General features: G+C 51.0%; 10 protein-coding genes. 8 read left to right on the top strand and 2 right to left on the bottom strand.

Annotated features, from left to right (window positions below; all coding sequences use genetic code 11):
- The first annotated feature begins 76 nt into the window (after positions 1 to 76).
- Positions 77 to 1,243, top strand: coding sequence for a serine hydrolase domain-containing protein (locus ACMV8I_RS16170; protein ID WP_498866232.1), 1,167 nt, complete (start codon positions 77 to 79; stop codon positions 1,241 to 1,243).
- 80 nt (positions 1,244 to 1,323) lie between these two features.
- On the opposite strand, the gene olsF is transcribed toward ACMV8I_RS16170, so the two are convergent.
- The gene (gene olsF / locus ACMV8I_RS16165; protein WP_498866231.1) at positions 1,324 to 3,024 is read right to left on the bottom strand and encodes a bifunctional ornithine lipid synthase OlsF; all 1,701 of its coding nucleotides are present in this window, start codon (positions 3,022 to 3,024) and stop codon (positions 1,324 to 1,326) included.
- Positions 3,025 to 3,529: 505 nt separating this feature from the next.
- Between olsF and ACMV8I_RS16160 the strand changes: the two genes are divergently transcribed.
- The gene (locus tag ACMV8I_RS16160; RefSeq protein ID WP_498866230.1) at positions 3,530 to 4,786 is read left to right on the top strand and encodes a GGDEF domain-containing protein; all 1,257 of its coding nucleotides are present in this window, start codon (positions 3,530 to 3,532) and stop codon (positions 4,784 to 4,786) included.
- A gap of 116 nt (positions 4,787 to 4,902) precedes the next feature.
- Here ACMV8I_RS16160 and ACMV8I_RS16155 read toward each other — a convergent pair whose 3' ends face one another.
- Positions 4,903 to 5,406, bottom strand: coding sequence for a GNAT family N-acetyltransferase (locus ACMV8I_RS16155; RefSeq protein ID WP_498866229.1), 504 nt, complete (start codon positions 5,404 to 5,406; stop codon positions 4,903 to 4,905).
- 491 nt (positions 5,407 to 5,897) lie between these two features.
- Between ACMV8I_RS16155 and ACMV8I_RS16150 the strand changes: the two genes are divergently transcribed.
- From ACMV8I_RS16150 to gntR, 6 genes are all read left to right on the top strand, one after another.
- Positions 5,898 to 6,593 carry a pirin family protein gene (locus ACMV8I_RS16150; protein ID WP_498866228.1) on the top strand — a complete coding sequence of 232 codons (696 nt, stop codon included), beginning with the start codon at positions 5,898 to 5,900 and terminating at the stop codon, positions 6,591 to 6,593.
- Positions 6,594 to 6,865: 272 nt separating this feature from the next.
- Entirely contained in the window at positions 6,866 to 7,189 is a 324-nt protein-coding gene (locus ACMV8I_RS16145; RefSeq protein ID WP_498866227.1) for a PTS sugar transporter subunit IIB, read from the top strand.
- The gene (locus tag ACMV8I_RS16140; protein ID WP_498866226.1) at positions 7,186 to 8,511 is read left to right on the top strand and encodes a PTS sugar transporter subunit IIC; all 1,326 of its coding nucleotides are present in this window, start codon (positions 7,186 to 7,188) and stop codon (positions 8,509 to 8,511) included. Before ACMV8I_RS16145 ends, ACMV8I_RS16140 begins: the two co-directional genes overlap by 4 nt.
- 18 nt (positions 8,512 to 8,529) lie before the next feature.
- The gene (locus ACMV8I_RS16135) at positions 8,530 to 9,912 is read left to right on the top strand and encodes a glycoside hydrolase family 1 protein (protein ID WP_498866225.1); all 1,383 of its coding nucleotides are present in this window, start codon (positions 8,530 to 8,532) and stop codon (positions 9,910 to 9,912) included.
- Positions 9,913 to 9,933: 21 nt separating this feature from the next.
- Entirely contained in the window at positions 9,934 to 10,854 is a 921-nt protein-coding gene (locus ACMV8I_RS16130; protein WP_498866224.1) for a LacI family DNA-binding transcriptional regulator, read from the top strand.
- Positions 10,855 to 10,934: 80 nt separating this feature from the next.
- A complete protein-coding gene (gntR, locus tag ACMV8I_RS16125; RefSeq protein WP_498866223.1) occupies positions 10,935 to 11,930 on the top strand; it encodes a gluconate operon transcriptional repressor GntR in 996 nt (331 codons plus the stop codon).
- The last annotated feature ends 457 nt before the right edge of the window (positions 11,931 to 12,387 follow it).

The following is a 12,387-nucleotide window of genomic DNA, read 5'->3' as shown; positions in this document are numbered from 1 at the left end:
ATTATCCTCACGTCATTAGGCCTTAAAAATCAACGTAATGAAAAAAATAACAAGGAGAATTACCGGTCTAAGCGTGATGTTTCCTCTGCTTCTGACGTCGTGCGGAACGTTATCCGATATGCAGGTTGATGAAAGCCCGCCCAAGGTGAAGCAACTCGCCTGTACCCAAAATATTGATGCGTTGGTCGACGGCATCGTTCGTCAGTATATGAAGACGGAAAAAGCCAGCGGTCTGGCGATTGGTGTTATCAGAAACAATGGAGCGCCCCGAACTTGGGGGTATGGTTATACCAATTCGGTGAATGGCTATAAAATTGATGGGGAGACTCTGTTTGCACTGGGTTCAATCAGTAAAGGTGTGACAGGTGAGGTGGTGGCGGGACTGGTCGCTAAAGGGCAACTGAAGTGGGACGATAAGCTGGCTGATTTACTGCCGAAAAATATTCTTCTCAGCGATGATGCAAAGAACATTACGTTGTTGCAGCTGGCGACCCACACCTCCGGTTTACCCAGACAAAACATGAATAAAGACATGTTGCAGAGCTTTCTCAAGTATTTGTATACCGGCGACAATTTCTATAATGTGCTGGACAGCGATTCTGTAGTGAATGATTTGTCCTCATTCCAAAGGCCGCAAAAACGGGTGCCTCTGTATTCTAATCTGGGCTATGCTCTTTTGGGTTATATCCTCAAGTTGAAAACGGGAGAAGACATCCAGCAGTTGTCTTATGACTTTATATTCAACTCGTTGAAAATGGGCAGTACCAGCTTTCATGGTCCAACGTTAAAAGCCTATCCTTATCGCGCGATTGGCCATGCGGGCGATCAGCCGAAGTTTATCCGTCGTGGGGATGTGGTTCCCGACTGGTATTTCACCAACAATATGGTCGCAGCCGCTAACCTGTATAGCAACGTTGATGATTTGATGAAATATCTGCGCGCTCATATTTCTGACTCACAAAGCAGCGATCTTAATTCGGCAATACGAGTCTCTGAAGAAATTTATTTCCAGAGAAAGATCGAAGCGGCTAATATCGCATGGGTTACAGACTATAAAGATAATCAAACCATAACTTATCAGGTTGGGTATATCGGCGGTTATTCCAGTTATATTGGTTTCGATAAAAAGCATAAAAATGCGGTTGTTGTATTGCAGAATTCATTCAACTGGAGCAACTATATCGGCCATGATTTGCTGCTGAAAATGGCCATGGCGGACGATTACCGCGGAACCTGCAATTAAAAAAGCTCAGCATGCTGAGCCTTTTCGGATAGATAGCGACGTTCAGGTTATCAGAACGCGCGGAGAAGCGCGGAAAGTCATCACTGGTGCACGCCAATATAGCGCTCAAACTTTGCCGCTTTTAACTGGTGAAGATCAACCAGTACCAGCCCGTCGATGCAATGATTGAACGCCGGATCGGAGCCGAAATCAATAAACTGTACGCCGCCGGTTTCGCAAAGTTCTGAATATTGTTTATAAAGTGGCGGAATGCTGCATCCTAAATTGCTTAATAGTCGCTTCAGGCGCTGCAAATCCTGCAGGTAATCATCACCGGAAAACTGTGCCAGCACGTCCGGCAGTGATGCCGGATAAGGGGTTCGGGATGTCGCAAGCGGCAGCGTGGGGGCGAAATAGATCCGGTAAAATGCGATCAGCAGGTCACGGGCGACCAGGGGTAAGCCACCTGAGATTGACACCGGCCCGAATAAATAGCGGGTTTGTGGATATTTCGCCAGATACGCGCCGATGCCTAACCACAGATAATCGAGCCCGCGTTTGCCCCAATAAGCGGGTTGAATAAAGCTGCGCCCCAGCTCAATACCCTGTGCCAGAATAGGGTCCATCTGATTTCCGTAATTGAACAAACTCTGGCTGTAAATACTCTCTAAACCTTTCTGATTAACGAGCCCTGCGGTAGGAATAAAACGGTATGCACCGACGATCTCTAAACCCTGCGGGTCCCATAACACCAGATGATAATACTCATCGTCGTAGCTATCTAGATCGCGGCGGCGTCCGCTGCCTTCCCCCACGGCGCGGAAGGCGATTTCGCGCAGGCGGCCAAGCTCGCGCAGCACGGGTACATAATCCTCACCATTGCGCCGGTACAAATAGATCAGTTTGCCGTCCGGCGTCTGGCCCAGTTTCTCGCTGCTTTCCAGCGCACGTTTCAGCACCGCGCGATCTTCGGCGCGGGCAATGGCCGACTCCGACTGAAATAATCCCTCTTTGCCCTGCCCAAGACGGTACACGTGGCGACGAAAACGTTCGGCCAGATCGTTGGCGTGGGTATGACCATCATGCCAACTGGCGTAAGGAACTCGCGCGCCAATCTGTAATTTCAGGCAGTTGCCGCGTTGGCGAAACATCTCGCGTACCAGTAATAGTGAGGAGAGTGGGCGGTAAATCAGCGAGCTTAGATAAAACAGTGCGCTGTTGGCACCGCTGATATGTACCGGCACAATCGGCGCACGGACTTTGGCTGCCATGCGGATAAATCCGGTATGCCAGCGACCATCGCGCACGCCTTTTGACGTCAGGCGTGACACTTCGCCAGCCGGAAAGACAATCAGCACGCCCTGGTTTTCCAGATGTTCCTGCATTGCCGACACCTGCGATCGCTGGGTGCGGCTGCCCATGTTGTCCACCGGAATCATCAGGCTGTTGAGCGACTCCACCCGCGATAACAGGCGGTTCGCGACTACTTTGACATCGGGGCGTACCGATGCGATGGCGTGCAGCAGCGCCAGCCCGTCCAGTGTACCAATAGGGTGGTTGGCTATTACGACTACCGGGCCATAACTGGGGATTTGTTCGAGGTCGCGCTCGGCCAGTTCGCAGCGAATATCGAAATATTCCAGCACCTGCTCTACCATGTCCATGCCTTTGAGATGGCGGTTTTGGTCCGCCAACTGATGAAATTCTTTTTCATGAAATAGGGTTTTTAACAGGTTGCGCTGCCAGGGAGGGGTAATACGCTGTGGGTCTAAATCCTGAAGTACGGTATCCATGCTGAACATAGGATGTCCTCCGGTTAAGTTACTCAGAACATAAGCAGCGCACATGACAGAGAAATTACAGGGAAATGACAGAACGTGGAAATAATCAGGATGCAATTTCCCACACCTTGTATTCACTTATAGATGAATAGGCTAATGCTTGATTTTATTACTGACGCGCGGGCGGTTCAGCTAAACTCGATTTGTTCGATAAAATGCTTAGTAATTTATAATTAAAGGCACTTTTCTTTTTACTTGATTAAATTTTATTAAATTGATGGCTGTGATAAAAAATTTAACTCTTCATTGAGTTAAGGAACTGATTAAGTATCAAATTTATTCATAACGTGAATTCCTAATAAGCCTCAAAAAATAGAGTTTTGCGAAATTGAGTCTGGTTTTTACCACGTTGATACACCTGAGTTGGCCTGGTAAGCCTTTCAGGCCTGTTTGGCGCAGAAAATTGGTTAATTAGCGTGAAATCGCTGTATGGTGTTTTTATGCTAAACAATGTTCTGGAGCGCCTATGCTGCAACTTCACCTCGACGCGTTGAATATTTTGAGCACTCCGGTTTGGGTTGTTTCGCCAAAGAACCAGCAAATCATTTTTGCCAATACGGCTGCAGAAAAACTGGCGGTCCACGGTCAGTTAGCGCAACTGCGGAATGGGAAGTTTTCAGCGCATGCCCAACTATCATTGGAGTCCTATTTACCTGCCCTACTTAAAGATGAGCAAATCGTCGAAATTTGGACCGTTGAACGGGAAGGCAACGTCTTCCCGCTGAGCTGCCATCTCTCGCTGATGCATTTCGACAAGCAGGAAACGACGATTATTTTCGAAGGGATTAATGCCTTCGGCATAGCGCTTCCGGTAGCCAGTCCGTGCCAGAACACGGGGTCTGCCATGCCGAATTGCCACGATGAGCGTGGTTTTTATGAGCGTCTGTTTCATACCAATACCGCACCAATACTGCTTATCGACCCGGCGGCAGAAGGGCGGATCGTATATGCCAATCTGGCCGCTTCGCATTTTTATGGCTACTCGCGCGAAGAGATGTGCCTTAAACATACCTGGGAAATCAATGTTATGGGCCGTGATGTCCTGCCAATCATGTATGAGATTGCCCGGCTTCCCGGCGGACACAAACCCCTTAATTTTATTCATAAACTGGCTGACGGTAATCTCCGTCACGTACAGACTTATGCTGGTCCGGTGGTACTGGACGGTGTTCGGTTGATGCTGTGCATCATTCATGACATTACCGAACAGAAGCGTCTGGAGCAGGAGTTGGAACATGCTGCCCTGCGAGATGCGCTGACGGGACTCGGCAACCGTCGTCAGTTTTTGCAACTGGTTGAGCGGACGTATGCTAAGAACCAATATTTTGCGCAAGATTTCAGCCTGATGCTGGTAGATGCCGATCACTTCAAAGCGATTAACGATCAGCATGGCCACCACAAGGGTGACGAAGCGCTGATCTCGCTCGCAAGAGCGCTTGAGGCCGGTATTCGCGACAGCGATACGGTGTTTCGCTGGGGGGGGGAGGAGTTCGTTATCTTGCTACCGCTGACCAACCTGCAAGGGGCATTGCACGTGGCGGAATCACTGCGTGCTAGCGTTCAGCAACTTTCTCTGCCTAATCAGCCACAATTGACGGTGAGTATCGGTGTCGCACAACATCAGGTTAATGAGGACTCCGCCAGCCTGTTCAAACGCATGGATGACGCTCTGTACCGCGCAAAAACATCGGGACGTAATAAGGTGGTCGCGGGAGAGTGCTAATACTGGACCCATGCGGCGGCGATATCGGCCTTACCAGAATTCAGCATTCAGTGAACGAGGTATAAACATTGATGTGGTTGCCGCGTCCTGCCAGGCACGGCATAACTGACATGGCGTTAAGTCATTTCCGCCTTTATTCTCCCCATGGAGTGAACATCCACAAACTTGCCATCGCGTACCGCGAAGCATGGGCTGGTGCCTTCGATTTCAAAACCGAATTTCCGGTACAGCGCCAGCGCGGCGGTATTATCGGTGAAAACGGTGAGTTCGATGCGGCGGATGTTCAGCCAGTTGTCGCAGAGGTCGGTGATGGCGTTGAGTAACTGGCTGCCAACGCCGCGGCCTTGATAGTGACAATCTACGCCCATGCCGAAAGTGGCGACGTGGCGGCGGCGCAGCGAGGCATCGACCTGCAACGTGATTTGCCCGGCGATGTGTTCCCCGTCGCAGGCTACCAGGCTAAAGGTTCCTGGCACCGTTTCACTCAGACGTTTTTCCCAGGTGGTTGAGGGCGAGAAGGGCAGGTGTAGGGTGTCGGTGTAGAGCGGAGTCTGAACGTAAAGTTGATGTAGCTGTGCGGCATCTCCGATTTCAGAGTGACGGATGATAATCTCGCTCATAATGACTCCCTCTCTTGTTATTGTGGTTATTATTGGAATAACCTCTTAATTTATCTGTCTTTTCGTCAGAGTCAAATGATCTGTTGGCGCAAAATAATTCTTTACAAGTGCGAATGATAATGATTATTATTGCCATGTGTTCCGGGGATGGCCACACACCATGGTCAAACGGGTCCCCATGAATGCACGACATTGCTCACATTGCTTCCAGTTTTACTTAGCCAGCCTAGAGCTGGCTTTTTTTTGCCCGTCATACTTCGAACCACAAATGCGTTGGCTACGCGCGTTCACCCGAATCACTTACTTGCCGCCTTCCTGTGCCTCGAATTATTTAGTGCAAATCTGTTTCTCTCTCCTCAAAATCTCCAACAAATCCTTTGAATTTAGCTAGCTGCGATTGTTCATTTTTTTTGAATAGAGGAGTGAGATTTTTACGCTTTCTTATTCTCAGCCGTTGACTAGACTAGAGAAAACATTGAGGAGAGTTGAACATGATCTACTTACGCAAAGCACAAGAACGCGGTCACGCCAACCATGGCTGGCTCGACAGCTGGCACACTTTTTCTTTCGCCGATTACCATGATGCAAACTTTATGGGTTTCTCCGCACTGCGGGTTATCAATGAAGATTTCATCGACGCGGGGCAGGGTTTTGGTAAGCATCCGCACAAAGACATGGAAATTCTGACCTATGTGCTGGAAGGCACCGTGGAACACCAGGACAGCATGGGTAACAAAGAGCAGATTCATGCGGGTGAATTCCAGATTATGAGCGCCGGTACCGGCGTTACACACTCCGAGTACAACGGCAATAAAGACAAGAAATTGCATCTGTATCAGATCTGGATCATTCCTGAAACTAAAGGCATCGAGCCGCGTTACGAGCAACGCCTGTTCGACGAGCCGCAGGGCCGTCAACTGGTGTTGTCACCTGATGCTCGCGATGGCTCGCTGAAAGTGTTCCAGGATATGGAGCTGTCACGCTGGGCCATGAAGAAAGATGAGCAGTCTGTTTATCAGATTCAGCCTGAGCGCCGCGTGTGGGTCCAGGTGGTAAAAGGCACGGTATCCATCAACGGTCAGAAAGCGGGCCTAAGTGATGCTCTGGCCATTTGGGATGAAGCAACCTTGTCGGTGCATGCCGATGAAGACAGTGAAATCTTGCTGTTTAATCTGCCGCCGGTCTGATCGCTTTAACATGCTGCTGTATAACGATGGGCAACGCAGGTTGCCCATTTTTTTGCTCGACTTCCTGCCGCATAGTCTTTCCCCGTGCAATTTGCCGAAATTTCACCCCGTTCCGTGATGGTATTCACAGCCTTGTTCACGCCAGTGTTCAATTTTTGAACGTGATCCCATTCTCTATTTTAAAGGGTGGAAACCGGTTTCCAAAATGACTCCAATGGTGGTGGCATCTCATTAACTGGGCAGCCCCTTAACCATCACTGGAGTGAAGCACTATGAAAAAAATCATGCTTTGTTGTGCGGCGGGAATGTCGACCAGTATGCTGGTCCGCAAGATGAACGACGTGGCGCAGGCGCGCGGCGACGAAGTAGAGATTGCTGCTTTCGGGGCCAGCGAGTTCGAAGAGAAATTTCGCGACTATCAGGTTGTGTTGCTCGGCCCGCAGATCCGCTACATGCAAGCGGATTTATCAGCCAAAGCGGCTGAATTCAATATTCCGGTCGTCACCATTGACATGATGGATTACGGCATGCAGCGCGGTGAGAAAGTACTGGATCACGCCCTGGCGCTGATTGAACAGGAAGGAAGCCGCGTATGAGCGCTTATCAGTCGATGGTTAACGTCATCGAAAAACACATCACGCCCCTGGCCGGCGCCGTCGGCCAGCAGCGGCATGTGATTGCTATCCGCGACGGTTTTATTGCCGCGCTGCCGTTTATGATCATCGGCTCTTTTATGCTGGTGTTTATCTTTCCCCCTTTCTCGCCAGATACCACGAACGGTTTTGCCCGTGGCTGGCTGAATCTCTCCCTGAAATACCGCGAGGAACTGATGCTGCCGTGGTATCTCAGCATGGGCGTTATGACATTTTTTATCTCGGTGGGCATCGGTGCCAGCCTCGGCAAACACTACAAGCTTGACCCAATCATGGCCGGTTTACTGGCTTTTATGGGTTTTCTGCTGGTGGCCGCGCCTTATCATGATAAGCACATTTCGACGCAGTTCTTCTCCGGGGAGGGGATTTTCACCGCTATTCTCACCTCGATTTATACCACCGAGATGTACGCCTTCCTCAAGCGTCATAACATCACCATCCGCCTGCCGAAAGAGGTGCCGACCGGTGTGGCGCGATCGTTTGAAATTCTGATCCCGGTGATCGTGATCGTTGCCACGCTGCATCCGCTGAATCTGTTTATTCAGGCTAGCACCGGCATGATCATCCCTGAAGCCATCATGCAACTGCTCGCTCCGTTGGTGTCTGCGTCCGACTCTCTGCCTGCGATTCTGATCTCGGTGTTTATCTGCCAGGTGCTGTGGTTCGCCGGTATTCATGGTGCGCTGATTGTTACCGGCATCATGAATCCATTCTGGATGACTAATCTGGCGCTGAACCAGGTTGCGTTATCCACCGGCGCGCCGCTGCCACATATCTATCTGCAAGGCTTCTGGGATCACTACCTGTTGATTGGCGGCGTCGGCTCGACGTTGCCGCTGGCCTTTTTACTGCTGCGCAGCAAAGCGATTCACCTGCGAACCATCGGTAGAATGGGGGGGGTGCCAAGCTTCTTCAACATCAACGAACCGATTCTGTTCGGTGCGCCGATTATCATGAACCCGGTATTTTTTCTGCCGTTTATTTTTGTGCCGATGTTAAACGCCGTCTTTGCGTATACCGCCACCAAACTGGGTTGGGTTGCGCAGGTCGTGTCGCTGACGCCGTGGACCACGCCAGCGCCCATCGGAGCGTCATGGGCCGCCAACTGGGCGTTTAGCCCGGTGATCATGTGCTTGTTCTGCATGGTGTTATCGGCGGTCATGTACTACCCATTCCTGAAAGCTTACGAGCGCACGTTGCTGCAACAGGAAGCAGAAAAAGCCACCCCATTAACGGCGGATAATACCGCGCCAGCCAGCAGCTAGCGGACAGCGAGAATGACAATGAAATATTCATTTCCTAAAGAATTCTGGTGGGGCAGTGCCAGTTCTGCGCCGCAAACTGAGGGTGAAAGCCTTAGTTTTGGCAAAAGCCCCACAGTGTGGGATCACTGGTTCGAACAGCAGCCGAACCGTTTTCACGCTGAGGTAGGGCCGCAAGAGACCTCGACGTTTTACAAGAACTGGCGCGAGGATATCGCGCTGCTGAAGCAGCTAAACCACAATACTTTCCGCACCTCGATTTCATGGTCACGTTTAATTCCCCACGGGCGTGGTGAAGTGAATCAGGACGCGGTAACTTTCTACAATCAGGTGATTGATGAAATGCTGGCGCAGGGCGTGCAGCCGTTCATCAACCTGTTCCACTTTGATATGCCGATGGCGATGCAGGAGATCGGTGGTTGGGAAAATCGCGATGTGGTTCATGCCTATGAAAAATACGCCGATGTCTGCTTTAAATTGTTCGGCGACCGCGTCAAGCACTGGTTCACCTTCAACGAACCGGTGGTGCCGGTGGAAGGCGGTTATCTGTATGACTTCCACTACCCGAACGTGGTGGATTTCAGCCGCGCCGCGACGGTTGCTTATCACACTATGCTGGCGCATTCGCTGGCGGTGAAAGCCTACCGTGTGCGGCAGTTGGGCGGTGAAATTGGCATTATTCTCAACCTTACGCCCTCTTATCCACGCTCGCAAAATCCGGCTGATCTCAAAGCTGCCAACATTGCTGACCTGATGTTTAACCGCAGTTTCCTTGACCCAGCCTTGCGTGGCGAATATCCGCCGGAGCTGGTGGAACTGTTACGGGAATATGGCCAACTTCCGGACTGCCAACCGGGTGATGCCGAATTATTGCGGCAGGGCGTGGTGGATTTACTCGGCATCAACTATTACCAGCCACGCCGCATTCAGTGCCGCGACAGCATGGTCAATCCTGACAGTCCGTTTATGCCAGAGTGGTTTTTCACCCACTACGAGATGCCGGGCCGCAAGATGAACCCGCACCGTGGTTGGGAAATCTATGAAAAAGGTGTCTACGACATCCTGACTAATTTGCGCGAAAACTACGGCAATCCGCGTTGTTTTATTTCCGAAAATGGCATGGGCGTGGAAAACGAACTGCGTTTCGAACAGCAAGGCCGGATTGATGATGATTACCGCATCGACTTCGTGCGTGAACATCTCAAATGGTTACACCGCGCATTGCAGGAAGGCAGCGGCTGTCTCGGGTATCATATGTGGACGTTTATCGATTGCTGGTCGTGGATGAACGCTTACAAAAACCGTTACGGCTTTGTGCAGCTGGATCTGGCGACGCAAAAGCGCACGGTGAAAAAGAGCGGTGAGTGGTTTGCGGATGTGGCCTCAGAACAAGGCTTCAATTAACCGGTTATCTAAAGGGATTGTATGGCAAACATCAATGACGTATCGCGGCTGGCGCAGGTGTCGAAAGCGACCGTGTCGCGGGTGCTCAGCGGCAGCCGCGGCGTAAAAGAGGAGAGCCGCCTGGCCGTCATGCGGGCGGTGGAAGTGCTGAACTACAAGCCCAACGTCATTGCCCAGTCGCTGTCGAATCAGTCTACCGGCTGCATTGGCGTTGTCTGCGCGTCCGAGAATATCAACCAGACCACCGTGTATCTTCACGCGTTGGAAAAACAGTTACGGCTCAACCAGAAACATCTGTTGCTGCGCTTTGCCAGCGACGCGGCGAGCGTCGCGCATTCGCTCAATGAAATCGGCAATGGTTTATGTGATGCAGTGATTGTGATTGGCGCGCGTTTTGCGCTACCGCCTTTGCCGCACAGTGCGGTAACCATTGATTGTCTTGAGAGTCATACCGGGCGCAGTATTCAGTTTGATCACGGCTTCGCCGCCGAGACCGCCAGCCAGTATTTGATCAATCAAGGGCGGCGTAAAATCGCGCTGATCAATCTGTACGATGGCGACTCTGCTGAGCAGATTTTGCAGGGCTATCATCAGGCGCTTGAGCACCATCTGCTGCCATACAACCGCCAGTTGGTGTTCAGCGGGGAAAACGCGCTGCAACGGCTGCTCAATCAGAATGTCAGCTTCAACGCGCTGCTGGTGCCGGACGACACACTGGTTCAGGAGGCCCTGCGACTACTGCCGCAGTTTGGCCGTCAGGTTCCGACTGACGTGATGGTATTCAGCCTCGACAGTTCGTTGCCACAGGGCGCGTCTGCGGTTCCGGCCATTGCCTATCCGCTGGAAAAACTGGCGCAGCGCGCCATTGCCCTGCTGACTGCGCCGCTCTCTGTCAGTCCTGGCGGGGAGCCGATACGCGGAACATTGGTGACGCCGTTCTGATTACGGCAAGGTAGCGTTATCCGTCAGAGCGAATTTTTGCTAAAATTAGCCTCATGCTTACTTAACTCAGTTCATTGAAAATGAAGAAAAAAAGGCCAGCGCTTCAGGACGTTGCGGATAAAGTGGGTGTGACTAAAATGACGGTCAGCCGCTATTTGCGCAATCCTGAACAGGTTTCTGCCGCGTTGCAGGAGAAAATCTCCGCTGCACTCGATGAACTGGGCTATATCCCCAACCGTGCCCCTGAAATTCTTTCCAATGCCAAAAGCCGCGCCATCGGCGTGCTGCTGCCCTCACTGACCAACCAGGTGTTTGCCGAAGTCTTGCGCGGTATCGAAAGCGTAACCGATATTCACGGCTATCAGACCATGCTGGCGCACTACGGCTACAGCCCTGAGCGCGAAGAACAGCGGCTAACGTCGCTGCTGTCCTACAATATCGACGGCCTTATTTTGTCCGAGCGAAGCCATACCGCGCGCACCCTAAAGATGATTGAAGTGGCGGGAATTCCGGTGGTCGAGATGATGGACTGCGTGTCGCCGTGTGTCGATCTGGCGGTTGGCTTCAATAACTTCGAGGCTGCAAGGCAGATGACTCAGCAAATTATTGCCCGTGGTCACCGTCACGTGGTCTATTTCGGCGCACGTCAGGATGAGCGAACGCTGATTAAACAGCAGGGTTATGAACAGGCGATGCGAGAATCCGGACTTCAACCTTACAGCGTGATGACCAGCCGTTCGTCGAGCTATTCGGCGGGTGCCGAGTTACTTAAACAGGCACAGAGGGACTGGCCGCAGATCGACAGCATTTTCAGTACCAACGATGACCTGGCGGCGGGCGCATTTTTTGAGTGTCAGCGGCAGGGGTTACATATTCCGTCGCAGATGGCGATCGCGGGTTTCCACGGCCATAACATGGGGCAGGCGATGGAGCCACAGCTTGCCAGTGTCTTAACGCCGCGCGAAAGGATGGGGCAAATCACCGCCGAACGGCTGTTGGCAAGGCTGCGTGGCGAAGCCGTGACACCAAGAATGGTGGATGTCGGATTTACCATTTCGGCGGGGGGAAGTATCTGAGCCTGTCTGAACGATACTTGTGGGGGAGTGCCGCAGGATAGAAACCGCTGTTATGGACCAACGTACGATAAATGTACGTTTGCGAATTTATTAGCATGAGTTGCTGTAGCTACCTGGGCTGGCCAAAGTTAAATTATTCCTTCGTCTAAGGTGAAATAACTCAAGAAAAAAATCCCAATGCCGATAAAAACAATATTGAGATATTAACGTATTTTCCTCAGCGTTTGTCGCGAGCAGAAAACATTTCTACCTATCTTAATTAACATCAGTTACCGGTTTTTTTAAACGCACCTTAATTTCAGCATGGCCAATATTTGAGTTGAAATATAAAAAATATTCTGAATATGTTCATAGCAGTATGGGTTGTTTATTAAAAACGTGATAACGGTAACGTCACCAGAGTATCAAGGTTGATATTTCACAAGTGGCATGCTGAATATAAATGACTACATAAAAA

This window comes from Ewingella sp. S1.OA.A_B6 (assembly GCF_049889095.1).
In the GTDB taxonomy this organism is placed as follows: domain Bacteria; phylum Pseudomonadota; class Gammaproteobacteria; order Enterobacterales; family Enterobacteriaceae; genus Ewingella.
This window is presented reverse-complemented; position numbering and strand designations above follow the sequence as displayed.

Coding starts and splice junctions, on each gene's coding strand:
- ACMV8I_RS16170 (WP_498866232.1), top strand. CDS start 77: ATGTTTCCTCTGCTTCTGACGTCGTGCGGAACGTTATCCGATATGCAG.
- olsF (WP_498866231.1), bottom strand. CDS start 3,024: ATGTTCAGCATGGATACCGTACTTCAGGATTTAGACCCACAGCGTATT.
- ACMV8I_RS16160 (WP_498866230.1), top strand. CDS start 3,530: ATGCTGCAACTTCACCTCGACGCGTTGAATATTTTGAGCACTCCGGTT.
- ACMV8I_RS16155 (WP_498866229.1), bottom strand. CDS start 5,406: ATGAGCGAGATTATCATCCGTCACTCTGAAATCGGAGATGCCGCACAG.
- ACMV8I_RS16150 (WP_498866228.1), top strand. CDS start 5,898: ATGATCTACTTACGCAAAGCACAAGAACGCGGTCACGCCAACCATGGC.
- ACMV8I_RS16145 (WP_498866227.1), top strand. CDS start 6,866: ATGAAAAAAATCATGCTTTGTTGTGCGGCGGGAATGTCGACCAGTATG.
- ACMV8I_RS16140 (WP_498866226.1), top strand. CDS start 7,186: ATGAGCGCTTATCAGTCGATGGTTAACGTCATCGAAAAACACATCACG.
- ACMV8I_RS16135 (WP_498866225.1), top strand. CDS start 8,530: ATGAAATATTCATTTCCTAAAGAATTCTGGTGGGGCAGTGCCAGTTCT.
- ACMV8I_RS16130 (WP_498866224.1), top strand. CDS start 9,934: ATGGCAAACATCAATGACGTATCGCGGCTGGCGCAGGTGTCGAAAGCG.
- gntR (WP_498866223.1), top strand. CDS start 10,935: ATGAAGAAAAAAAGGCCAGCGCTTCAGGACGTTGCGGATAAAGTGGGT.